This is a genomic window from Zhongshania sp. (genome assembly GCF_029212375.1).
GTDB lineage: Bacteria > Pseudomonadota > Gammaproteobacteria > Pseudomonadales > Spongiibacteraceae > Spongiibacter.
This window is the reverse complement of sequence record NZ_JARGNU010000004.1, coordinates 119,417-143,375: the sequence shown is the minus strand read 5'-3', so window position 1 is coordinate 143,375 and position 23,959 is coordinate 119,417. Positions and strand designations below refer to the sequence as shown.

The window sequence follows — 23,959 nt, the reverse complement described above, 5'->3', positions numbered from 1 at the left end:
GATAAACAAGGCCAGAATTACATCATGCGCGCTAGCCAATTTCTAATTGCCACCATTAAAGAAACTCCCGCCGATGCCGAAGTCATCAGCCACCAGCTAATGTTGCGGGCGGGCATGATACGCAAGCTCGCCACCGGCCTCTACACTTGGCTACCAATGGGCCTGCGGGTACTGCGCAAAGTCGAAGCCATAATTCGCGACGAAATGGATCGCAGCGGCGCCATGGAAGTACTGATGCCGGTCGCCCAACCCGCCGAATTATGGCAGGAATCTGGCCGCTGGGAACAATACGGCGCCGAGCTATTACGTTTTAGCGACCGCCACGGCCGCGATTTTTGCCTTGGCCCAACCCACGAAGAAGTCATAACTGACCTTATTCGCAACGAAATCAAAAGCTACAAGCAGCTGCCCGCCACCTTCTATCAGGTGCAAACTAAATTTCGCGACGAGATTCGCCCTCGCTTTGGGGTGATGCGCTCACGTGAATTTATAATGAAAGACGCCTACTCCTTTCATAACGACCAAGATTCGTTGCAGGCCACTTATGACGTAATGCACGCCGCCTACTCGCGCATTTTTACGCGTTTGGGCTTAGATTTCCGCCCCGTTATTGCCGACACTGGCTCAATCGGTGGCAGCGGCTCCCACGAATTCCATGTATTGGCCTCGTCTGGCGAAGACGACATTGCCTTCTCTGACACCTCAGACTATGCCGCCAACGTGGAAATGGCCGAAGCCATCGCCCCCGCTGGTGAACGCCCTGCGCCTAGCCAAGCAATCGCAAAAATCGCCACCCCTAACACCCACACTATTGACGAAGTCAGCGCCCTACTCAAACTGAGCGTCGAGCAGGTGCTAAAAACCCTCATCGTTTACGGTGACGAAGACGAGAATGGCAAACAAGATTTAATCGCACTGGTCCTGCGCGGCGACCACCAATTAAACGAAATCAAGGCCGAAAAAATTGCTGGCGTAGCCTCACCGCTCACTTTTGCTTCAGAAGAAGACATTGTCGCGGTACTGGGCTGCAAACCCGGCTCGATTGGCCCCGCCGGTTTAAGCATTCGTGTTATTGCCGACCGCAGCGCTGCCCACTGCGCCGATTTTGTCTGTGGCGCCAACGAAGACGGCTATCACCTTACTGGCAGCAACTGGGACCGCGACGCCGCGTTCACCGAAACTGCCGATATTCGCAATGTAGTCGAAGGCGACCCCAGCCCAGACGGCCAAGGCAGCTTGCTTATTAAGCGTGGTATTGAAGTTGGTCATATCTTCCAGCTCGGCACCAAGTATTCAGAAGCGCTCAAAGCCAGTGTGCTAAATGAAAATGGCAAAGACCAAATCATGACCATGGGCTGCTACGGCATTGGCGTTACTCGCGTGGTCGCCTCTGCCATCGAGCAAAACAACGACGACAAAGGCATACTCTGGCCCGCTAGCATTGCGCCCTTTGAAGTGGCCATTGTGCCGCTGAATATGCAAAAGTCGGAGCGGGTTCGCGAGCAAGCCGAAAACCTCTACAACACTCTGCGCGGTCTAGGCTACGACGTGCTGCTCGACGACCGCAACGAACGCCCCGGCGTTAAATTTGCCGACATGGAGTTAATCGGCATTCCTCACCGCATCGTGATTGGCGACCGCGGTTTAGACAACGGCATGTTCGAATACAAAAACCGCCGCGCCAGCGACAATGAAGACATTGCCATTGACGATGTTATCGACTTTATTCAGCAGCAGCTGCCTCGTTAATATGATGTGGCGCGGCTTAGTTTCAGTTTATTTGATGCTCTGCCTACTCGCCGCCCCCACTTGGGCGGCGACCGGCAACAACATAAAAGACCGCGACGAACTGCGCCAATATTTGCAACTGGCTATTGCCGAAGCCGACAGCTTTGAAGACCGCTTCGACGCCGAAGTGTGGCTATTCGACATGTCTAGCCGCATGAGCCGCTTTATAAAAGACCCAGCAGAACGCCTCAGCTTTTTGCGCAGCGTTCACCGCGAAGCCAGCGCCGCCAAGTTAAGCCCAGAACTCGTCCTCGCCCTAATAGAAGTAGAAAGCTACTTCGACCGCTACGCGGTGTCCCGCGTTGGCGCCCAAGGCCTAATGCAAGTCATGCCCTTTTGGAAAAAGGAAATTGGCCGCCCCGAAGACAACCTCACCCAGCCCGACACCAATCTGCGTTACGGCTGCCACATATTAAAATTTTACCTAGACAAAGAAAAAGGTAATCTCCACCGCGCCCTCGCCCGCTACAACGGCAGCCTTGGCAAACACTGGTACCCGGAGCGAGTCTTCAGCCGCTGGCGCAAGCATTGGTATAACGGGGAGTTAATTTTTAATTAAATAGTGCTCTTGCGCTAAATATTCGCGTGCAGCTAGACAGACCATACAAGCTCTTAACACTCGCCCACCGCAGACAATATTTTAAATATCAATTAGCAAAAAATTGCTAATTTGAACGCCGATATAATATAAACCTTGCTCATAGTATTTCACGATTAGGCACTACACCAGACCAAAGGGATCATTACTCTTGCTAGAAGTTAAGACAGTCGCCCTATTCATCATCACCGCCATTGCCGAAATTATCGGCTGTTATCTGCCCTATCTTTGGCTGCGCGAAGGGAAATCAATCCTACTCCTCATTCCTGCCGCGTTGAGCTTAGGGATATTTGCGTGGTTACTCACGTTGCATCCCTCGGCGGCAGCCGCTGGTCGGGTATATGCGGCCTATGGCGGCGTGTATATTTGCATGGCGATTTTGTGGCTGTGGGCAGTTGAGGGAATTCGCCCAACAACGTGGGATATTGTAGGGTCTAGCGTAGCGCTATTGGGCATGGCTATTATTATGTTTGCACCGCGCAATGCGTAAGTAAAAGCCTGCGGCTAGCGATTACTCGCATTAAAGTGGGAAATAAATTCATAGGCTTGTTCGGCATCGCCCTTAAATGGATACAAAGTGAGATTATCTTTAATATAATTATCATACGTCTGCAGATCAGCAACCTTATCCATATTTTGAAAGCCCATTGACCAACCAATAAAATTGCGCTCTTTAAGGTTTCCGGTAATGATTGTCAGCACATTTTTGTGGCGCTCATCATTTTTGATGGTTGCGTAGAGTTCGCGAACCGTTTTCTCGTCGCCTTCGAGCATCTGCATGAAATTACCGCCTTTATAAAGCAGCATTCCGCTAATATCGAGATCGCAGTTCTTTGCCTGAGACTGCCGCAAAAGCAATAGTAGGTCTTCTTCCGGCATTTGTTTGACGGCAGAACTGACATAAATCAAGTAGAAAATCATTGCCCCATCCTTTAGGTAAATTCCATTTAATACGCTACCCAACTACGCCACAACTTATTAGAACCACATGAACAACAGCACCAATAATAGTAGGTGTTAGAAAATAATCTACCTATTTACACATTTAAGAACACTTAATAGTTGCCACTTTTCCCGCTAGCTCATTAGGTCTATCAGAAAGGCACTCATACTCACCAACTTATCGAAACACTTGCTTTTCATTATTTGCGAAGGCATATTAACTGTCTAGGCAGATAATGTTATAGCAGCCACTGCCACGACACCTATTTAACAGGCTACCGTTATGACTCCTAAAAACATTCTCGATCTCGCCGTTGAAAACCCCGACGGCCCTTATAATTTGGCCGAATACCAGCAGAATGAGAGCATTGGCTACCTGTTAAAGCGTTGTTTTGGCTTTTTGACTACCGCCATCGATAAACAATTAGCACCCTATGATTTAACCCATCCCCAATTCGCCTTTCTTATGACGCTAAAGCAGCAAAACTGCTCCACTGCGGCAGAGTTAGCCCGCGAAACCAGTCTTGATACTGGCGCCACCACGCGGATGCTTGACCGCCTAGAGGCAAAGGAAATTGTGCGCCGCGAGCGGAGCCTTGAAGACCGTCGGGTCATCAAAATCGTACTCACCGACTACGGCAAGCTGGTGGTTGAGAAAATGCCAGTAATTGCCATTAATGTGCTTAATCAGTATTTGCAAGACTTCGACGCCGACGAGATCTCGGTCTTAAAGCGCCTACTGAAAAAATTCATTTATGAAGCCGACGCCATTGTTGCAGAGGATAGGCTGTGATGATGCTAAGCCCTTCGCTCGGTCATCGTTTAAGTGCTCTGGTATTGATTGCCAGCCTAAGCGCCTGCGCTAACTACAGCGGCATTAGCAGCAGCCAGACAATGCTAAATACAAAGCAGCTAGCCACCGAGCAAAGCTTGGGCGCCGAACACGATATAAACCCAGTAGTATACGAATGGCCTACACAAACTTGGTGGAAAAATTTTAACGACCCGCAGCTCGACGCGCTAATTACAGAAGCGCTAGAAAGCAACCCTAGCTTAGCCATTGCCGCAGCCAAGCTTGCTCGTGCCAACGCCTCGCTAGAGCACTTCCACGCAGCAACACTACCTAACGTAGGCGTCACTGCCGACGCCAGCCGCCAGCACTACACCGAAAATGGTATGTATCCTGCGCCATTGGGTGGCTCTACCCAAACCAGTGGCAATGTCACCCTGCAAGCAAAATACGATCTGGATTTCTGGGGACGAAACCACGCCGCTGCCGCGGCCAGTCGCTCGCGTTTGGCCGTGGCGCAAGCGGAATCGGCCAGTGCTCAGTTAATGCTCGCCAGTGCAGTGTCCAAAACCTATTTTCAACTGGCGCAGCTGCAGCGTTTTCGCCGTATTGGCGACAGCGCACTTGAACAACGCCTACACATTTACCAGCTAACAAAACAGCGGGTTGATGCAGGGCTTGATACCCAAGTAGAGCTAAAACAAGCCGAAACCCAACTGCCGCTAACCCGCACCAATATCGAAATGGTGAAAGAAAACATCGTCAACACCCAGCATGCTTTGGCCGCCCTATTAGGCGCTGGACCAGACCGTGTTTTAAACCTGCAGGCAGCGCTGCCTGAGCCTAACGCCAGCCATAATTTCGCACTTTCGCCGCAAAATATACCGATTGCCCTGCTCGGTCATCGACCCGATCTCGTCGCTGCGCGCTGGCAGGTAGAAGCCGCCCAGCAAGACACCAAAGCAAGTAAAGCGGCGTTTTACCCCAATATTAATCTTGTCGCCTTTGCAGGGTATTCCAGCATTGGCTTAGATCAACTGCTGCGCTCCAGCAGCGAGAACTACGGCGCTGGCCCAGCACTGTCACTGCCCATATTTGACGGCGGCCGGCTGCGCGCTAACTTAAAAGCCAATTACGCCGACTACGACGCCGCGGTGGCCAACTATAATCAAACCCTGATTGGCGCACTGCGCGATGTCGCAGACCAGCTTAATAGCTATCGCTTTCTGCAACCGCAAATAGCTCAGCAGCAACTGGCACTTGATGCTGCCAGTGCCGCTTATAATCTCGCGATGCAGCGCTATAACGCGGGGCTGGGCAATTACCTAACCGTGCTTAACGCGCAAAGCATGGTCATTCAACAACAATTATTTCAATCCCAATTACGACTGCGCGCGCTCACAACGCATGTTGAGCTGGCCCGCGCCCTCGGCGGCGGCTTCCCCAATATTGATCCAGTCAGAGTTGCCGATGACTCAGCAGTCACAGAAACAGAAACGAAAATTGCCAGTGCCACATTTGCGGCCAGCCAAATAAACAGCAACACGCCAATCACTACAGCAGCGCCTTTGTAGGAAGCCATTATGACGAATGCAAACACCTCCGTCACACCAACGCCCAATGGTGATCGTCGCCGCCAAATGCTCATTGCCGGCGGTATTTTTATACTGATTGGCGCAGCTTGGACAGCACACTGGGCCCTAGTTGGCCGTTACCACGAAGACACTGACGATGCCTATGTAGCTGGCAATATTGTGCAAGTCACGCCCCAAACAGCGGGCACCGTGGTCGCCATTTACGCCGACAACACGCAGCGCGTAAGCGCTGGGCAAATCTTAATCGAACTGGACGACAGCAATGCGCAAATTACACTAGCGCAGGCCGAGGCAGAATTAGCACATACCGTGCGCACCGTGCGCTCATTGTTTACTGCTAACGATGCACTTAATGCGCAAATCGATTTACAGCAAACCATCTTAAGCCGCGCCAAAGCCGATCTAAACCGCCGCAGCGGCTTGGGCAAAACCGGCGCTATTTCCTATGAAGAACTTCACCACAGCGAAGTTGCAGTGAAATCTGCGCAATCAGATCTACTTGCGGCCCGCGAAGCACTCGCCGGCAACGAGGCGCTCACCGAGAACACCGCGATTGACAGCCACCCCGAAGTATTGGCCGCTGCGGCCAAGGTGCGCGCCGCCTATTTAAACCTGCAACGCACTCGCATCCCCTCACCAGTTGACGGCTATGTGTCTAAACGCGGCGTGCAACTGGGCCAACGTATTGCTCCAGGCAAACCGCTAATGGCAGTAATTCCACTAGACCAAGTGTGGATAGATGCCAATTTTAAAGAGAGCCAGCTCCATCATATTCGCATCGGCCAGCCCGTTGCATTATCAGCCGATATGTATGGCGGCGATGTAGAATATCAGGGCTACGTGGTGGGCCTAGACGCCGGTACAGGTAGCGCCTTTAGCTTACTGCCTCCGCAAAATGCCACTGGCAACTGGATTAAAGTGGTACAGCGCTTACCGGTACGTATTGCGCTCGACCCCAAGCAGCTCGCGGCAAATCCACTGCGCATAGGTTTGTCGATGACAGCGGAAATCGATATTAGCGATGACAGCGGCGCACAGCTAAGTCAAGGCACCAACAAGCTACAAGCCGCCTATGCAACCGAGGTGTACGAGCTTGCCGGTCACGCTGCCGAGGAGCTAGTGGAGCAGATCATCAAAGCCAATATTGGTACTCCTTCAAGCATTGCCACGTTAACTAATCACTAAGGATTTTTGCTATGGCTAATGCTGCGAATGCCGAGGCCACATTACCGCCGTTGCAGGGCGTAATACTCGCGATTGGCGCGGTGTCGGTATCGCTTGCCACGTTTATGAACGTGCTGGACTCCTCCATCGCCAATGTTGCAATTCCCACCATTGCCGGCGATCTTGGCGTGTCTGCAAATCAGGGCACCTGGGTAATTACCTCCTTCGCCGTGTCTAACGCAATTGCAATTCCCTTAACAGGCTGGCTGTCGCAACGCTTTGGTCAAGTGCGCCTCTTTATTGTGTCTACGCTGCTATTTGTGATTGCATCTTTTCTTTGCGGAACCGCGCAAAGTATTGAAATGTTAATTGCCTTTCGAATATTGCAAGGTGCGGTTGCAGGGCCAATGATCCCAATGTCGCAGTCGCTACTCTTGGCCAGTTTCCCTAAGGCCAAAGCGGGAACTGCCATGGCCGTGTGGAGCATGACCACCCTCGTAGCGCCGGTGGTGGGGCCAATTCTGGGCGGCTGGATTTCAGATAATTATTCTTGGCCGTGGATTTTTTATATCAACGTGCCACTCGGCGTACTGGCCACCTATTCCACATGGACAATCTACCGCACGCGGGAAACCGCTACCAAAAAGCTGCCAGTCGACACCATTGGTTTATCGCTTTTAGTTCTGTGGATAGCCGCCTTACAAATCATGTTAGACAAAGGCCGCGAGCTGGATTGGTTTAACTCAGGGCAAATCATTGCGCTCGCCGTAGTTGCAGTGGTGGGTTTGGTTTTCTTCTTAATTTGGGAGCGAAACGAAAAGCACCCCATTGTGGATTTATCTTTATTTCGCAACCGCAATTTCACTGGCGGGGTCATCGCACTGTCACTGGGTTACGGCGCCTTTTTTGGCAATATTGTGATCTTACCCCTATGGCTGCAAACCCAAATCGGCTACACCGCAACCGCGGCCGGTTTAGCAATGGCACCGGTGGGCTTATTCGCCATATTGCTGTCGCCTTTTGTGGGCCGCAATATACACCGCATGGATGCCCGCATATTGGCAACCTGCGGTTTTTTGATTTTCGCATTGGTTTTATATATGCGCTCATTATTTACCAGCAGCGTTGATAATTGGAGTGTGATGCTGCCAGCCTATCTTCAAGGCTTTGCGATGGCGGTATTTTTCACACCGCTGACGATGCTCATTATGTCTGGTTTAAAACCAGAGCAAATACCCGCTGCCAGTGGCTTGAGCAATTTTGTACGCGTTCTCTGTGGTGGGTTTGGATCATCTATTACTACCACCGCATGGGACAACCGCTCTGCACTGCACCACACCCAGCTAATGGAACACGCCAATGTGTACAATCCAATTTACACCGACAGCATGCAAAACTTGCAGCAGCTCGGTTTAAGCGGTGATCAGGCTAACGCGATGTTTGAGCGAACACTGTCAGTGCAAGCCAGCACCCTTGGCGTAAATGATATATTTTATTTTTCGTCAATGATGTTTTTGGTGTTAATAATCGCCATCTGGAGCACCAAGCCAATTCACGGCAAGCACGCGGCAGTCGATACCGGCGGTGCCCACTAACCGAGATACAAAAAGTGAATATGTGCTGCTGAAGGCGGCTCGCTTAAATTACCGACAACCCCTTAGTTAGCAGGCCGCTCTCCGCTATGGGGTTTACCACCGTGACGCCGCATCATGTCTTCTTTTGCAAAATGCAGACGCTGCTCTACCGGCATATTAGGCAAAACCTCGGCGAGCACTTGGTGGCTTATTGCTTTAAGGTTCATCTCTGCCTCGCGGATACGAACAAAACCTTGATTTATATCGGCGGTGCTCGCCTCTGGTATTTTCAGAATTTTAAACATATCCCGCCGCGCGCTGCGCATTTGCCGAAAAGCACTGCGCATTTCGCTGCGGTGGGCTTCCATGGCAAGACGCATTGGCTCGGCAAATTCGCTGGGTTCATCGCGCAGCAACTGTCGAGTCATGCCGTGCATGGCGCGGCGCTCTTCGCCTTCCATGCGATGGCCAACAATCAGGCCAATTAAGGCGCCATTGATTATTACTGATGCCAACAAGGCAATTAAAATCCCTTTGCGTGATGTCATTGAATGTCACCTGCTAGCCAATTACTGACTTCGTAATTCATTGCACTCTCCAGATACAGGCTATCGCTGTCACTAAATTCGTCGAGCATACCGCCCGCGCCTAATACCAAGCCCAATAGTGCCGAGGCCATGGCTGAGGCAAGGCTAATTCGCCAAAACGGCATGGGGGTAACTGCTTTTGTGCTACGCAGCTGGGGGCGAGCGGCAATAGCTTGTAGGCGCCGCTGCAAGGTATCGCTCGGGCTAAGTTCCGGCATACCGTCTGCGTAAGCTTGAAGTAGGTCACCATTTGCGGTTTGAGCTTCGCGCTGAGCTGCTTGCCATTGCTGCCGACTGCGACGGCTACACAGAATTACCAGGCCTAATAGTGGCCGCAATAATAACGGCCACGCGCCGAACTGGGCGCCATAATGCCGTATTGCTCTAGCCAATAGTGTTTGCGATGTATTCACTCGCCACCTCCTAAATTCTGTCTTAGCTGGGTTTTGGCGCGGCCCAGCAATGACTCAACAGCCTTGGCCGACAAGCCCATAATTTCTGCAATATCTTTTACGGGTAAATCCCGATAAAACCGAAAGGCCAAAACCGCACGCTGATTCTCTGGCAACTGGGCTAATGCCTGCACTAGGCTTTGATCGGCAATATGGTCTGTGGGACTACTCGCCGCTGCGATCTCATCTGCACCACCCTCGGCGATGGAGTTTTCATCTAAATCCAGCACGTAGCGTTGCTGCACGCGCTGGCGAAAATTAATGGCTAAATTATTAGCTACTCGGTACAGCCATGTGGTGATTTTAGCGTCGTCGCGCCACTGTGGCGCGTTCACCCACAAGCGCTCAAACACCTCCTGACACAGATCCTCGGCGTCGTCACGCGACAGCACAATGCGGTATAGAACATTAAGTACCAGCTTGCTGTGGCGGTCGACCAGACAGGTAAATGCCTGTTGGTCGCCACCGGCAAGCCGGCGCATCAAACTCACGTCATCGCTTGGCATTTAGCAGCTAAGTGTTATTGGTTTGATACAATACCCACCTTACTCGCCGCGCTTCTCGTGGCCGCCGTCGCAGCCATGTTTACGTCCACCGTCGCGCATACCCTTGTGCATTTCGCGGCGGCTGAGTTCGCCATTGCCATCGGCGTCCATTTCCGCAATCTGGGCTTGGGCTTGAGCGGCAAACTCTTCTGCCGACACTTTACCGTCGCCATTACTGTCTGCTTTAGTGAAACGCTCTTGCGCTTTCGCTTCGCGCATCATTTTGTGTTTGGCTTCCATCTGCGCTTTAAAGGCTTCGCCCTCTTCCTTGGTCAGAAAGCCGTCTTTATTTGCATCGATCTTGCTAAAAATTGCTTGCCGATGCTCCAACATTTCTGCGCTGGTCACCACGCCATCATTGTTGAGGTCTGGCCGAGGATGACGGTCTTTACCTTCACCCGCTTGAACCGACATTGCGCCCATGGCGATGAGTCCGCTGATCAGTAATTGTTTGGTGTTCATAAGCTGCGTTCCCTTAATAAATTTGAGTAATGTAACGGCCGTATTGATTAAACACCGCGGGCCGACAAATCCCTCGCCACTTACGGGCACACAAATAAAAAAAACATTATTTGATGGACCAAATTTTGGACAGCCATGATTAAATAAAGACTAGGAAGCCCGCGCAAACAACGGGCTAGGATCGATTTAAAGAATACAACAGGCCGGCTAAACGGGCGCTTAAATACCCGCTTATTCCGTAGCAAATTCGTAGCGCCACACTCCAGCTTCTAAATAGCAGCGATTTTTAGGGCCTTCAATATGAGGGTCAATGGCGTCAAAACCGGCGTCACCGGCATAAAGCATACACACCACCTCATTGTGTTTTGAAATCCGCGGCGCGATAAAGGGCACTTCACGCTCGCGGTAAAAGCGCTGGGCCTCTGCCGCACGGGCACAGCGCGCCAGTTCAGTCAGGGTCACTACGGTTGGCGGCAGCAAGGCAATTTCGCCACTGCGATGCTGGTCTAAAAACAGCTCAGGAGTCGCCCAACTAAAATCATCCATTTCTTCGCCGTCAACCACCACCTCACTGTGCTCTGGCCCAGCCACGGCTAAATAAAACCAGGTTGCAAAACGACGCCCCATTGTGGGTGGGGTTGTCCAGTGTGACAAAAACTGTAAGGATTCTGGGTCGAGTACTACGCTGGCCTCTTCGTGAGTTTCACGCACTGCCGCCACTCGTGCCGCCAACTCGTCGTCACTGCCGCCCAGATAGTCACTTGGGTCTATTCCACCACCAGGAAACACCCAGTGCCCACCACTGACTTTAAGTTGGCGGTGGCGCCGTAGTAATAAGGCTTCAATGCCCGCTTCGCCATCGCGAATAATGACGGCGGTCGCCGCCGCTCTAATCTCGGTATTCATAAATTACATCCAAAACGATTATGGTCTTAAGCAGTTACATCCATACGCTATCTAAGGCGCTGATTAAGGTCTTGGCCTTAGGCCGTACGCGGAAATTTTCGGTTAGATCGGCGTACACAATTTTGCCGCGCTCATCGACAATCAGGGCCGTCGGTAATACGGTGTCTTGACCATAGCCAAGAATCCCCAGCGGCACGCCGTAGCGGTGAGCAATACCCAAGCTCCGCGCCGCGAGATTACCTTCATCAATACAAAACTGCATACCTACCTTAAAGCGGCGCGCTTGCGCAGCACTGCGCTGCGGGGCCTGCGGGCTAATTAATACCACCGAAACGCCTCGGCGCTGAATTTCTTCAAATTCGGCGGCCAGCTCCCGCAACTGTACCTGGCAAGCAGGACACCAATTACCGCGATAAAACACTAATAGGGTTTTACGCCCGAGAAAAGCCGTGGAATGGAGTATCTCGCCGTCGAGGGTGCGCACACTAAAGTCGGGCAGTTTTGCGCCGATTCGCAGCAGCTGGTTGTCACCGCGATCTAAATAGGAATACCAAAATATATAGGCCAAAACCCCACCCAAACCGAAAAACAGGGTATAAAAGGTCGGCACGGCGCGCATTTCTATCACCGCCAAAAAGGACCCAAATAATACGGCGACCACCGGAATAGCAATAAAATGGGCAATGCCGATCCACGGTAAAAAGTAGACAATTCCAATAAAAACCACCAGTGGCACTAATGCCACTGCCGAGCCCAGCCACGAAAGGCTAAAGTCGTTGCCGCCCAGTAAATACAACACGCTTTGTATCGACACCAATGAGCACAGCAGCAAATAGGGAATTGCATACCAGCGTTTAACAAGGGTCACTACGGTCTTTATCATTTCTTATTATTCCGACTATTCACCAACATATCCCTTAGTTTGCTATTAAATATCCATATTGTGGACTAACGTAAAGGCAGCCTCGTAATGAGTATGCGCGCACTGCCACATAAGATGAACACCAAACGGCAGGCGCCACAAGTAGACCAACTATAGAAATAGGCGCGGCGCACAATTGCCGATATTTAGCGCACACTGAGCATTGACCTAAAATAATAACTTGCCGAAAACTCGGCAATAGCTAAGCAAAACATTAGGACATAGACTAATACGGTATTCAAATAAATTAACTGGCGCCGCAAGATAATAACGTCATCAATTATTGCGTTAGCCTACCATTTACTTGCAAACACAGGGTGTGATTACAGTTATGGCAAAACTTTCAATAATGGATCTGGCCTTTTTCCTGACCGAAACGGACGCAAGCCCCAAGCACGTTGGCGGGCTCTTGATGTTCCGTAAGCCTGCAAAGGCAGCAGCCAATTACGTTGAAAATTTGGTTGCGGAATACGCCGGCAATATTAGCGAAATTCGTGCGCCCTTTAATCAGATTGTTAAGTTCGGAACATTCACCGCCCCGCAATGGCAGACAGACTCTCAATTCGACATTGAAAATCACGTTTTTTTCCACACCATTGGCGGCGACGATTTTCGTGAAAGCCTCTATGAGCTCGTTGGCGAGCTGCACAGCATTCGCATGGATAGAGCACGGCCAATGTGGGAAATGCATGTTATTCAAGGTATCGACGACCAGCGCTTTGCGCTGTATACCAAACTCCACCACGCCTACGCCGACGGCGTTACCATGTCGTCTTGGCTGGTTAACAGCCTAAGTACGTCGGCGCGCACCAAAGCTGTCACGCCGATCTGGTCGGTTCTCCCGCAAAAACGCCTGCAAAAAAACGCAGACAGCATCTCGATTATGAAGGTGCTCAGCCAACTAGGCGGTCGCTCTGGCGACTACCTCAAAGCCATCACTGGGCTATCTAAACTCAGTGCGCAATTGGCACTGGAAACCTTACACCTGACTAAAAATGCGGTGGCCGTTCCCTTTAAAGCCAACCCCAATACACCACTCACCGGCCAAGTCAGCGCGGGTCGGCAAATTGCCACTGCGGCGGTCGATATGAGCCGCGTGACCAAGCTCCGCCAACAGACCAGATCCACCCTCAACCATATTGCCCTAACCTGCATAGACGGCGCTCTGCACCGCTATTTACAAGATTGTGATGCCGACATCAATGAGCCAATCACCATCCAAATGCCGGTCAATTTACGGCGCAGTGATGACGACAGCTTTGGCAATAAGATTGGTATTGTCTTGGTTGAATTAGCCAGCAAGACCACTGATCCTTATGAGCGCCTGCGAGAAATCGGCTTTACCCTGCGCAATGTTCGCTACCAAATAGACGGTGTACCGCCCGCCTCAGTAATGGCTTACACCGTATTGCTCGGCAGTATTTCACTTATTAGCGAAGCCCTTAAGCTGGGCGATGTATTGCCGCCACTGGGCAATACCTTGGTGTCTAATGTGCCTGGCCCAGCAAAAGCCCTTTACCTCAAGGGCGCCAAGTTAGAAGAGATGTACCCAATAAGCGCACTGACGCCAAGCAACCACCTCAATATTACGCTATACAGTTATGACGGCCGCTTGCAATTTGGCTTAGTAGCCAGTCAAGCCATGCCAAACCTTGATATTCTCAGTGATTACATTCACGATGCATTTGACGATCTCGAAGAGGCGGTGTCCCCTAGCAGAGGAAAATCAAACTAAAAATAATAGATCCTGAGCACTATAGAATTCAAAAGACCTGGAGATTCACCTATGAGTTATTTTGTTACCGGCGGTACCGGTTTCATCGGCCGTTTTCTAATTGAACGCCTCGCCAAGCGCAAAGGCACCATATACGTTCTAGTGCGCCGCGGCTCCAAACAAAAATACAAAGACCTTCTGCAGCGAACTGGACTGAGCAGCGATCGCCTGGTAGCAATTAATGGCGACTTATCTAAACCTAAACTCGGCATTAGCAGTAAAGACCTCGCCACTTTAACAGGCTCGGTCAAACATTTTTATCACCTAGCTGCCATCTACGACTTAAAGGCCGACGCCGAAAGCCAAGAAATCGCTAATATTGAAGGTACCAAAAATGCCATTGCCGCCGCCGAAGCAATGGAAGCCAAGTGCTTCCACCTTGCCAGCTCCATCGCTGCAGCGGGCCTATACCGCGGCGTATTCCGCGAAGACATGTTCGAAGAAGCCCGCGGCTTAGAGCACGCCTACTTCCGCACCAAGCACGTATCCGAAGGCCTTGTGCGCAGCGAGTGCAAAATCCCCTACCGCATTTATCGCCCAGCAATGGTGGTTGGCGACTCTAAAACTGGCGAGATCGACAAAATCGACGGCCCTTACTACTTCTTTAAATTACTGCAATCACTCAGAAACCGCCTACCCCAGTGGCTGCCATTAATCGGCATTGAAGGCGGTCAAATGAATATTGTGCCGGTGGACTATGTTGCCGATGCCATGGATTTTCTGTCGCATAAAGCTGGTATGGACGGACGCTGCTTCCATTTGGTTAACCCCGAATCTCAGCAGGTTGGCGAAGTGCTCAACATCTTCTCTAAAGCCGCCCACGCGCCGCGCTTTGCCCTGCGCATTGATATGCGGATGTTTGCCTTTATTCCCGCCTCAATTCTAGGCTTGGTAAAGGGCCTGCCGCCGGTGCGCCGAATTATCAACGCGATATTGGCCGACTACGGCATTCCCCGCGACGCGGTGAGCTTTATGAATATGCCCACCCGCTTCGAAGCCCGCGACACCCTTAAAGCACTCAAAGGTAGCGGCATTGAGCCACCAGCACTGGAAGATTACGCCGCCAAAATATGGGATTACTGGGAGCGCAATCTCGACCCAGACCTATTTAAAGACCGCTCACTGCGAGGCAATGTCAAAGACAAAGTTATTGTTATTACTGGCGCCTCGTCCGGTATCGGCAAAGCAGCCTCACTGAAATTAGCCGCGGCAGGTGCCAAAGTCATCTTGGTTGCCCGCTCGCTAGAAAAGCTCGAAGAAACTCAGAAAGAAATTGATGAGAAAGGCGGCACCAGCTTTGCTTACAGCTGCGACGTATCGGATTTAAGTTCCTGCGATAAACTCGTGGCCACTTTGCTCGAGAATCACGGCCAGGTAGATGTGCTTGTTAACAATGCCGGTCGCTCGATCCGCCGCTCACTAGAGCTAACCTTCGACCGCTTCCACGACTTTGAGCGCACCATGCAGCTCAATTACTTTGGCGCTATCCGCCTGATTATGGGCTTGGCACCGTCAATGCTGGAGCGCAGAGCCGGTCACGTTATTAATATTTCGTCAATCGCCGTAATCGTTGGCACATCGCCACGCTTCTCGGCTTACGCGGCCTCTAAATCGGCGTTGGACGCCTTCTCACGCAGTGCTGCCGCCGAGTTCTCGGACCGCAATATTGCCTTTACCACCATAAATATGCCGCTGGTAAGAACACCGATGATTGGGCCAACCTCAATCTATAATTCGGTGCCAACCTTATCGCCAGAAGAAGCCGCCGATATGATTTGCGACGCGATTATTCGCCGTCCTAAGCGTATTGCGACGGGGCTGGGAATCACCGCACAGGTGCTCAACGCCATCATGCCCAAGGCAGTGGAAATCACCATGAACACGGTATTTCGCACCTTCCCAGACTCATCTGCCGCCAAAGGTGAAGGCGATGCCGCCAGCCCCGAGGTATCAACTGAGCAAATGGCACTGGCTGCGGTACTCAAGGGTATTCACGTTTAAGTTTCGTCAACACGATGCGATAGGAGCAATATCATCCTCCTATCGCATTCTCTTCTCCACATTCGTATTAGCGCAAACTGCGTAAGTCTAAGAGCGTTTCCTGTAATACTTGACCATTCACATCGCGAATCTGCAAGGCCAATTCAATGTGCTGGCCATTGCGGCGAATTTCAATGCTGCCAAAATTATTAACAAGAATTGGCTTAGCCGATAAGCGCAACGTATTTTTTTCATTCGCTGCGGGGCTATTCAACCCCACCGCCGAATTAAGGCCACTGCTCGTTACCTCGTAAAGTGGGTAAGGCAGACCAATATCGGCCTTGGCAATTTCGGCTAGATGGCGGTCACCACTCAACAAAATCAGACCATTGGCCTGACTGCCCTTTAGCACGTTAAATAAACGCTGTCGCTCTTGGGGAAAATTCTGCCATTTTTCAAAGCAGTGCTCAGTCGCTAAAACCTGAATACTCGACACCAGCAAACGTATATCTGCCGGCTGCTGTAATTCATTCGCCAGCCAAGCCCACTGAGCCGCACCCAACACGGTGGCCTCAGGGTCACGGTTGGCAACAATACCCGTGGGCGTACAGGCGCTGGCATTTACACTGCGCTTAATTGGGCTGCGGTAGCTGCGGGTATCCAACACCAACAGCTGAACCCGCAACCCCGACACCGTAAAATAATTACTGTGGTAGATCCCAAGTTCAGGTGACGAACCAATCGCCGCGGGATCGAGCTGAAAGAAGTCGGCAAAATATTGTTTAGCCTCAGCCCTATAAGCAAACTCAGCACCACCATCATTACTGCCGTAATCGTGATCATCCCAGCTGGCATAAATCCCGCCGTTCTGTTGCTCGATGTTCTGTAAAAATGCATTAAACTCAGGACTAAAGGCTAAATCCTTATACGCTTGTTGTATTCGCGCTGGCAGTGGCTGCTGAAGATAAGGCCCCACATCGCTATAAACATTGTCGCCGGTAAAAATAAACGCCTTAGGGTTTACACTGTTCACCCCCTGCCACACTGGCTGCTCTGCCCACTGGCGCAGGCAGGAGCCAAAAGCAATTATCTCGGTTTCTTGCCCCATGTACGGTGGAGACGCAGAAAGACTATTTGTAGTGTCACTTGGCAGCGTCCCGCAGGCGCTTATCCAAAGTAGTAAAAATACAGTTATCAATAAGCGAGGTATGAACATCTGGCAGCCCTGTATAAAATAAACTGTGCTGTTTTAACAAAAGGTTATGACAACTGGGGGTCACCCTAGCGACGGGCCTATTGATGTAAGCTGTGGCTACCTCGCTCAGGGCAGAGCAGGCAAAACCACCAACACCCTAAAATTACGGCGTTTTTTATTAGCACGCCAACGCCTTACTCGGTTAGCATTAGGCCACCCCCTTAACTACCACAACACAAATACAGATTTGGAGCATGCAATGGTTAGTATGATCGGCTTAATCGGCGGCCTGTTATTACTCACCACACTGGCCTTACGGGGCTGGAACCTATTTATTGCCGCGCCGCTGTGCGCCCTAGTTGTGGGCATCAGCGGCGGTATTCCGATTTTCCCCAACACCGATTCCGTCGCCTTTGTCACTACTTATATGAACGGCTTTGCCAGCTTTATCAGTGCATGGTTTCTGATGTTTTTACTCGGCAGCTTGTTTGGCAAGTTCATGGAAGACACCGGCACCGCCGACAGTCTAGCCCGCTGGATTATTAGTAAAATCGGCGTTAAACACGCGGTGGCCGCCGTTATTCTCGCCTGCGCGGTACTAACCTACGGCGGTGTTAGCGTATTTATTGTGGCGTTCTCGGTTTACCCCATGGCCTTGGGCCTGTTTAAAGACGCCAATCTACCAAGACGCTTTATTCCAGGCGCGCTGGCCTTCGGCTCAGTGACCTTCACCATGACCACCGCGGGCTCGCCAGAAATTCAAAACTGGATACCGGTTAAATTTCTGCACACCAGCCCTTATGCGGCGTGGGAAATCAGTTTCACGGTAGCCATATTTATGGCCGTACTGGGCTTTTTCTGGATCAATCGCATGGTGCGCAAAGCTGTCGCCAACGGCGAGCGCTTTGAACACCGCGCCACCGACCCCGCTATTCCAGAGCGGGATTACCCCAATCCGATTAGTGGCTTGGTACCACTGCTGGTGGTACTCAGCATTTCGTATTTTTGCCACGAACAATTTCAGCAATACGCGCTCATCCTAGCGCTATTAGGCGGCTGTATTAGCCTGAGTCTGTTAAATTTTCGGCATTTTCACAATATTAATAAAGCGATTAACGAGGGCACCACCGGCGCGCTAATTGCGATCGGCAATACCGCTGCCGTGGTGGGGTTTGGCACCGTCGCGAAAGCGTCGCCGGCCTTCGCTGTGGCCATCGAAGCGATGACCGCGATTCCCGGTAATGAATTAATTGGCGCTGCGCTGGCGGTGACTACTATTGCCGGTTTAACTGGCTCCGCGTCTGGCGGCTTGTCCATCGCCCTGCCGGTACTCGCGCCCCACTACACCGATTTAGGGGTGAACCCCGACCACTTGCACCGGATTTCGTCTATTGCCTCTGGTGCCCTCGATTCACTGCCCCACAATGGCTATATCGTCACCACCGTGCGCGCCATTTGCGGCGAAACCCATAAAAGCGCGTACTGGCCTATTGCCGCGCTAACCATTGCAATTCCCACCTTGGGTTTAATATTGGCGGTCTGTTTGATGCAGTGGTTTTAACCAATCGCCCAAAAAGCCGGCGGTTCATATGGGCGATATAACTTACAGAAGCAGCCAGCCGTACACTGTAAATGCGGGAATAAGCCAATAAATAGGCAGTCGCTGACTGCGCAGGCCAATAAAACCCAGGAGCGCCAGCGCCAATGAGAGGATGTCGTGGGGTGCATTGCTCAGCACCGGGTTGACCCAAGCCGCCGCCAACATACCAACCGCCACTGCATTGACCCCAGCAATAGCGGCCACTACGCGGCCATGCTGAGCTAATTGCTGCCACAGGCCATTAAAACCACCCACCAACAAAAACCCAGGCAGGAACACCGCCACAGTAGCTAGGCCCGCGCCAAGCAAGGCCGTTTCTGGCCGCAAGGCTGCACCCAGGTAACTACTAAAAGAAAACATCGGTCCTGGCACCGCCTGCGCCGCCGCATAACCCAATAAAAAGCGGTCTTTGCTTAGGCCATCGCCTATAAACGATTCCAATAAGGGCAGCACCACATGGCCGCCGCCAAACACAAAACTCCCCGCCCGATAAAAAATGCCAAACACAGTGTTGGGATAAACCAAGCTAAGCAGTAATAAGCCCGTAAAACTGGCTAAACAAACCATTGCCGCTTGGCTCAGTTTTATTTTTCCGGCAACTTCAGCCGGCGCCGCCCGCCACGCCATCCACAGCGCTGCGCCAAGCAGCAGGGCGAACTGGCGCAGCGGCGTCATTGCCAACAACAATATAGCGCCGCTCACAATACTGATCACGATGGTGCTTGGCTGCCGACAGAACTGGCGAGCCATACCCCACACCGCGTCGGCCACCACCACCAAGGCCAACAACTTTAAACCGCTAACCAAGCCATACTGCCAACTGCCGTGGCTTAAATTGGTCTGCCACACCGCCAGGCCAAGCATTAGCAGGAACGAGGGTAAGGTAAAACCAAGAAACGCGGCAACACCACCAAGGGCGCCACCGCGCTGACAGCCAATGGCAAAGCCGAGCTGACTGGAGGACGGGCCGGGAAGAAACTGACTAAGGGCAAGGTGCGCGGCAAAATCCTGTTCACTGAGCCAAGCTTTCTGCTCAACAAACACGCGCCGAAAATAGCCTATATGGGCCGCGGGGCCGCCAAAGCTGATACAACCAAGATAGAGGAAGCTTAAAAAGACTTGAAAAACCACGATTTAGACTCTCTGGCCGCTCACAGAACGTTCAAAGCCAGAGAGTCTAAATTATTACTGTTAAAGCTTACACCTTACCGCGCTTTTCTCTGCTGCCGGTAATTGTGGGCTTAGCTGAGCTGGGCTTGGTGCCGCTCGGCTTTGCTGCGTTAGAGACTCTCGGCTTAGCCTTAACAGGCTTGCGGCCCGCCTTATCACCACTGGACTTGCTCCGTGGCTTACGAGGACGCTCGCGATCATCAATCGGCATATCGCCGCCTTCGTGCACAGAAATACTCAGCGGCTGACCAGCAACCCGCGTAGTACGCAAGCACTGGAGTACATCCTCAGGCAACTCTGCAGGCAGATCTACGGTAGTAAACTCGGGGTAAATCGAGATACGGCCAATGTTGGCGCTGTCGATATTGGCTTCATTGGCGATGGCGCCAACAATATTGCCGGCACTAACACCGTGCTGACGTCCCACTTCCAAGCGGTAGCGCTGCATGCCGGTTTCTGGCCCGCGCGAGGCGCCGCCCGGCTTGTCGCGGCTCGGAGGCACCCGACCTTCGGTCATTAATTTCGGCGCATCTTTTACCAACAGCGGTTTGTCGCCCTGTAACTGGCTGGCTAAGGCCGCTGCAACGTCTATTTCAGAGACGTCGTGCTTAGTAACATATTCTTGCAGCATTTTACGGAAAAAGCTCAGATCGGTACCGGCGAGGGTATCGGTGATCTTTTGCATAAAGCGGTCAACCCGCAGTGCATTAATGTTTTCAGCAGTAGGCAAGCCCATTTCTTCAATAGACTGCCGTGTTGCGCGTTCAATAGCCTGCAACATGCGTTTTTCACGGGGTGCCACAAACAAAATAGCATCACCGCTACGACCCGCGCGGCCAGTACGACCAATACGGTGTACATAGGCTTCGGTGTCGTGGGGAATATCGTAGTTTATAACATGGCTAATACGCTCAACGTCGAGGCCGCGCGCGGCGACGTCGGTGGCAATAACAATGTCTAAGCGGCCATTTTTAAGCTGCTCTACGGTGCGCTCACGCTGGGCCTGGGCTATATCGCCATTCAGGGCAGCGGCGGCGTAGCCACGCGCCTGAAGCTTTTCAGCCAGTTCGGTGGTAACCAATTTGGTACGCACAAAAATAATCATGCCGTCAAAGGGTTCGGCTTCTAGGATACGGGTTAGCGCATCCAGTTTATTCAAACCACGCGCCATCCAATAGCGCTGACGAATTGTAATCGCCGTTGAGGTTTTGGTCTGAATAGTAACCTGTTCAGGATTATTCAAATACGTGGTTGCAATGCGGCGAATCGCCGGCGGCATGGTCGCCGAAAACAGCGCAATTTGCCGTTTTGCGGGCATTTGTGCCATAACCCATTCCACATCGTCTATAAAGCCCATGCGCAGCATTTCGTCGGCTTCGTCCAAAACCAAATGGGTTAAATCATCCAGTTTCAGGGTGCCGCGGCGCATGTGGTCCATAACGCGACCTGGGGTGCCAACAACAACCTGTACGCCGCGTTTCAGCGCCGCCAGTTGACCACGGTAATCCTGGCCGCCGTAAATGGGTAGTACATTAAAGCCAGGTAAATGCGAAGCGTAGCTTTGCAGCGCTTCAGCCACCTGAATCGCCAATTCGCGGGTTGGTGCCAAAATAAGTGCTTGGGTGCGTCGGCTGTTTACATCTAAACGCGAGAGCAGCGGCAGAGCAAAAGCTGCCGTTTTGCCAGTACCAGTTTGCGCTTGGCCAACAACGTCTCTGCCGGCAAGAATAAGGGGGATGGTCGCCGCCTGAATTGGCGAGGGTATTTCGTAACCAACTGCTTTAACCGCAGCCAGTATAAGAGGCGCAAGGCCTAAATCATCAAAAGTAAGAGTATCCGCTGCCGCGGGTGTATCTGAGGGCATAATCGCTACCGTAGGAATCAAGAGTCGCCGCAACATTTGACCCCACTCGGCCGAACGCAGCCAATGGCGTTGAGGCGGCATTATACCGGCAAGAGACAACAATTGCCCTGAAACCTTTGGCCTTTTTTGGCATTAGTGCGAGAGATAGGCTAATCGCGACGGTGAAATATTAGCCCAGCTTTTGTAGTTCCGCCCTAATTTCCGGTGGAATAGTGCGCTTTTGCTGAGCACCATAGTCGTAGAAAATCATGACGGCTGAGCCCCTTACTGTCAATTCCCCCTCCTGCCAAAGTTCGTGTTCAACCACAAATGAGGAGCTACCGACATGGCCAATGCGAGTCCGCACTTGAGCTGGGTGCTCATAGGAGGTTTGCGCCAAGTAGTCGACATCTATTTTGCGCAAAATCAAATTCCACTTACTTAAGTCTTGGCCCGGATTAAACAATTCGAATATTGCGCCCCGCGCAGCCTCAAACCACATTGGCAGTACGGTATTATTAATATGCCCCATGGCATCGGTTTCGCAAAATCGCGGGCTAATGTCATACAACAGCATTTAATTCTCTCTTATTTAAGCGGCTACGCTCACTACTGGCCCAGCCAACGCCAAACCATACAAGCCCACAGCACATAAGCTACTAGCGCGGCAGGCAAGGCTTTAATCGCTATTTCAGCCCGCTGCATTTTTTGCACCGCGGCGTAAATCATTGCCAAACTCACCACCGCCTGTAGAACGAGTAATACTGCCGCGTCCGACCAAGCATAAAGATGATTACTGATCTCAATTGGCTGCACAATTGCCACAACAACAGCCAATATATTTGCAAACCCAAATACGGCCAACAACTTAAAACCCAACATATTCAGCCCTATAAGCGCAAAAATTAGGCGACATAATAATAAATACTGCCGTAATGGCAAACGCTCCCCGCTAAAACAAAGAGGTGCCAAATGCCGTGAAAATGCACCACTTTTTTGTCAAATACATAAAAAACAATACCGGCGGTATAGGCGATGCCCCCCGCCAAAAGCAAATTAAAGCCTGCCGCGGGCAGCACCGCCGCCAGTGGCTTAATTAAGAACAGAGCTAGCCAGCCCATCAAGAGATACACCGCTATCGACCACAAGCGACGACTGGCTTTGGGAATGCCCTCTAAAATCATACCCACCGCTGCCAGCGACCATATCAGCGCAAACATCCACCAGCCGCCGGTCTCGCGCAGCGTAATAATCAAAAAGGGAGTGTAAGTACCCGCAATAAGCATATAAATTGCTAAATGATCGAGCTGACGAAACAGCGCCTTGCGGGGCCCGCAAGTGCTGTGATACAGGGTTGAAAACCCATAGAGGGCAATTAGCGATACGCCATAAACCGAGAACGCCAGTATCTTCCACCCCTCGTCAGCCTGAATAGCGGGCCAAAGCAATACGAGAGTGCCAACGATGGCGGCCGCGCTTCCCAGCAAGTGCGAATAGCTATTAAAACGCTCACCTTTGTACACAATATGGATACCGCCAAAACAAAATAACAAGGCGTGCACTATCACCCAATTAACGCTACTGCGCGAGCATTTAGCTTTTGCCAAACCACCAAAACACCAACGCGCACTCTGTGGGCCAGAAAACTGGCCTGACGCGAAGACGATACAATTAAAGTGGCTAAAACAGGCGAGGGATCAGATGCGAAATAAAAGACGGGGCTATCATATCAGGCGCTATTCTGCTGACTCCCAGCAAGCTCACCCAAACCCTCAAATAAGATTTCTACGTGCAGTGCACCATTGGTATTCACCACCTTACGGATCCGAATATCACCCAGCCGTCCGTCGCGAAGGCGAATACTATAATCGCTGCCATTGAGTAACTCGCTGATCTGTTTATTCAGGTGCAAACAGCCACCCCAGCGCACGTAATTGCCACCGGTGTTTATGTACATGGGCACATCGGCTAACAGTTCTCTATCACCCAATAGCACACTACCATGCGTCAAATCCATTGACCAACTCCGCGATAATCTCAAAATTATTAGATTTACGTAGTTTTCCTAATAG

At 51.5% G+C, this 23,959-nt stretch carries 24 protein-coding genes; 10 read left to right on the top strand and 14 right to left on the bottom strand.

Features of this window, described 5'->3' with window-relative positions; genetic code table 11:
* The first annotated feature begins 24 nt into the window (after positions 1-24).
* From P1U47_RS06235 to P1U47_RS06225, 3 genes are all read left to right on the top strand, one after another.
* The gene (locus tag P1U47_RS06235) at positions 25-1,749 is read left to right on the top strand and encodes a proline--tRNA ligase (RefSeq protein ID WP_301027776.1); all 1,725 of its coding nucleotides are present in this window, start codon (positions 25-27) and stop codon (positions 1,747-1,749) included.
* The gene (locus tag P1U47_RS06230) at positions 1,712-2,347 is read left to right on the top strand and encodes a lytic transglycosylase domain-containing protein (protein ID WP_301027909.1); all 636 of its coding nucleotides are present in this window, start codon (positions 1,712-1,714) and stop codon (positions 2,345-2,347) included. The genes P1U47_RS06235 and P1U47_RS06230 overlap by 38 nt, the downstream gene beginning before the upstream one ends.
* 190 nt (positions 2,348-2,537) lie before the next feature.
* On the top strand, positions 2,538-2,876 hold the full coding sequence (locus tag P1U47_RS06225) for a YnfA family protein (RefSeq protein ID WP_301027775.1): 339 nt from the start codon (positions 2,538-2,540) through the stop codon (positions 2,874-2,876).
* 14 nt (positions 2,877-2,890) lie between these two features.
* On the opposite strand, the gene P1U47_RS06220 is transcribed toward P1U47_RS06225, so the two are convergent.
* Positions 2,891-3,307, bottom strand: coding sequence for a BLUF domain-containing protein (locus tag P1U47_RS06220; RefSeq protein ID WP_301027774.1), 417 nt, complete (start codon positions 3,305-3,307; stop codon positions 2,891-2,893).
* A gap of 304 nt (positions 3,308-3,611) precedes the next feature.
* Between P1U47_RS06220 and P1U47_RS06215 the strand changes: the two genes are divergently transcribed.
* Genes P1U47_RS06215 through P1U47_RS06200 form a run of 4 tightly spaced genes read left to right on the top strand, consistent with a single transcriptional unit; the run spans position 3,612 to position 8,472 of the window.
* Positions 3,612-4,121 carry a MarR family transcriptional regulator gene (locus P1U47_RS06215; RefSeq protein ID WP_301027773.1) on the top strand — a complete coding sequence of 170 codons (510 nt, stop codon included), beginning with the start codon at positions 3,612-3,614 and terminating at the stop codon, positions 4,119-4,121.
* Entirely contained in the window at positions 4,121-5,692 is a 1,572-nt protein-coding gene (locus tag P1U47_RS06210) for an efflux transporter outer membrane subunit (RefSeq protein WP_301027772.1), read from the top strand. Before P1U47_RS06215 ends, P1U47_RS06210 begins: the two co-directional genes overlap by 1 nt.
* 9 nt (positions 5,693-5,701) lie before the next feature.
* A complete protein-coding gene (locus tag P1U47_RS06205; protein ID WP_301027771.1) occupies positions 5,702-6,898 on the top strand; it encodes an efflux RND transporter periplasmic adaptor subunit in 1,197 nt (398 codons plus the stop codon).
* A gap of 11 nt (positions 6,899-6,909) precedes the next feature.
* The gene (locus P1U47_RS06200) at positions 6,910-8,472 is read left to right on the top strand and encodes a DHA2 family efflux MFS transporter permease subunit (RefSeq protein WP_301027770.1); all 1,563 of its coding nucleotides are present in this window, start codon (positions 6,910-6,912) and stop codon (positions 8,470-8,472) included.
* A gap of 62 nt (positions 8,473-8,534) precedes the next feature.
* On the opposite strand, the gene P1U47_RS06195 is transcribed toward P1U47_RS06200, so the two are convergent.
* The 6 genes from P1U47_RS06195 to P1U47_RS06170 form a co-directional block, all read right to left on the bottom strand.
* Complete coding sequence (locus tag P1U47_RS06195) at positions 8,535-8,999, bottom strand: periplasmic heavy metal sensor (RefSeq protein ID WP_301027769.1); 465 nt, start codon at positions 8,997-8,999, stop codon at positions 8,535-8,537.
* Positions 8,996-9,451, bottom strand: a complete 456-nt coding sequence (locus P1U47_RS06190) for a hypothetical protein (protein WP_301027768.1) — start codon at positions 9,449-9,451, stop codon at positions 8,996-8,998. The genes P1U47_RS06195 and P1U47_RS06190 overlap by 4 nt, the downstream gene beginning before the upstream one ends.
* On the bottom strand, positions 9,448-9,996 hold the full coding sequence (locus tag P1U47_RS06185) for an RNA polymerase sigma factor (RefSeq protein ID WP_301027767.1): 549 nt from the start codon (positions 9,994-9,996) through the stop codon (positions 9,448-9,450). Before P1U47_RS06185 ends, P1U47_RS06190 begins: the two co-directional genes overlap by 4 nt.
* 39 nt (positions 9,997-10,035) lie before the next feature.
* The gene (locus P1U47_RS06180; protein ID WP_301027764.1) at positions 10,036-10,497 is read right to left on the bottom strand and encodes an EF-hand domain-containing protein; all 462 of its coding nucleotides are present in this window, start codon (positions 10,495-10,497) and stop codon (positions 10,036-10,038) included.
* 231 nt (positions 10,498-10,728) lie between these two features.
* Positions 10,729-11,403 carry an NUDIX hydrolase gene (locus tag P1U47_RS06175; protein ID WP_301027763.1) on the bottom strand — a complete coding sequence of 225 codons (675 nt, stop codon included), beginning with the start codon at positions 11,401-11,403 and terminating at the stop codon, positions 10,729-10,731.
* 34 nt (positions 11,404-11,437) lie between these two features.
* Complete coding sequence (locus tag P1U47_RS06170; RefSeq protein WP_301027762.1) at positions 11,438-12,286, bottom strand: peroxiredoxin; 849 nt, start codon at positions 12,284-12,286, stop codon at positions 11,438-11,440.
* Positions 12,287-12,656: 370 nt separating this feature from the next.
* Here P1U47_RS06170 and P1U47_RS06165 point away from each other — a divergent pair, with 370 nt between their 5' ends.
* Together P1U47_RS06165 and P1U47_RS06160 are read left to right on the top strand one after the other, a co-directional pair.
* Entirely contained in the window at positions 12,657-14,060 is a 1,404-nt protein-coding gene (locus tag P1U47_RS06165) for a wax ester/triacylglycerol synthase family O-acyltransferase (RefSeq protein WP_301027761.1), read from the top strand.
* A 51-nt stretch (positions 14,061-14,111) separates the two neighbouring features.
* On the top strand, positions 14,112-16,100 hold the full coding sequence (locus tag P1U47_RS06160) for an SDR family oxidoreductase (RefSeq protein ID WP_301027760.1): 1,989 nt from the start codon (positions 14,112-14,114) through the stop codon (positions 16,098-16,100).
* Between the two features lie 67 nt (positions 16,101-16,167).
* Here P1U47_RS06160 and P1U47_RS06155 read toward each other — a convergent pair whose 3' ends face one another.
* Positions 16,168-17,187 (bottom strand): alkaline phosphatase D family protein, encoded by a 1,020-nt coding sequence (locus P1U47_RS06155; protein ID WP_301027758.1) that lies wholly within the window; start codon positions 17,185-17,187, stop codon positions 16,168-16,170.
* Positions 17,188-17,533: 346 nt separating this feature from the next.
* Here P1U47_RS06155 and P1U47_RS06150 point away from each other — a divergent pair, with 346 nt between their 5' ends.
* Entirely contained in the window at positions 17,534-18,835 is a 1,302-nt protein-coding gene (locus P1U47_RS06150) for a GntP family permease (RefSeq protein ID WP_301027757.1), read from the top strand.
* 42 nt (positions 18,836-18,877) lie between these two features.
* Here the strand turns inward: P1U47_RS06150 and chrA are convergent, their stop codons facing one another.
* The 6 genes from chrA to P1U47_RS06120 all read right to left on the bottom strand — a co-directional run bounded on the left by chrA (position 18,878) and on the right by P1U47_RS06120 (position 23,904).
* Entirely contained in the window at positions 18,878-20,005 is a 1,128-nt protein-coding gene (gene chrA / locus P1U47_RS06145) for a chromate efflux transporter (protein ID WP_301027756.1), read from the bottom strand.
* A 67-nt stretch (positions 20,006-20,072) separates the two neighbouring features.
* The gene (locus P1U47_RS06140) at positions 20,073-21,908 is read right to left on the bottom strand and encodes a DEAD/DEAH box helicase (protein WP_301027753.1); all 1,836 of its coding nucleotides are present in this window, start codon (positions 21,906-21,908) and stop codon (positions 20,073-20,075) included.
* A 169-nt stretch (positions 21,909-22,077) separates the two neighbouring features.
* Positions 22,078-22,464 (bottom strand): thioesterase family protein, encoded by a 387-nt coding sequence (locus P1U47_RS06135; protein ID WP_301027752.1) that lies wholly within the window; start codon positions 22,462-22,464, stop codon positions 22,078-22,080.
* 32 nt (positions 22,465-22,496) lie between these two features.
* Complete coding sequence (locus P1U47_RS06130) at positions 22,497-22,769, bottom strand: hypothetical protein (protein WP_301027751.1); 273 nt, start codon at positions 22,767-22,769, stop codon at positions 22,497-22,499.
* A gap of 23 nt (positions 22,770-22,792) precedes the next feature.
* On the bottom strand, positions 22,793-23,494 hold the full coding sequence (locus P1U47_RS06125) for a hemolysin III family protein (RefSeq protein WP_301027750.1): 702 nt from the start codon (positions 23,492-23,494) through the stop codon (positions 22,793-22,795).
* 122 nt (positions 23,495-23,616) lie between these two features.
* Entirely contained in the window at positions 23,617-23,904 is a 288-nt protein-coding gene (locus tag P1U47_RS06120) for a hypothetical protein (protein ID WP_301027749.1), read from the bottom strand.
* Positions 23,905-23,959: the final 55 nt, after the last annotated feature.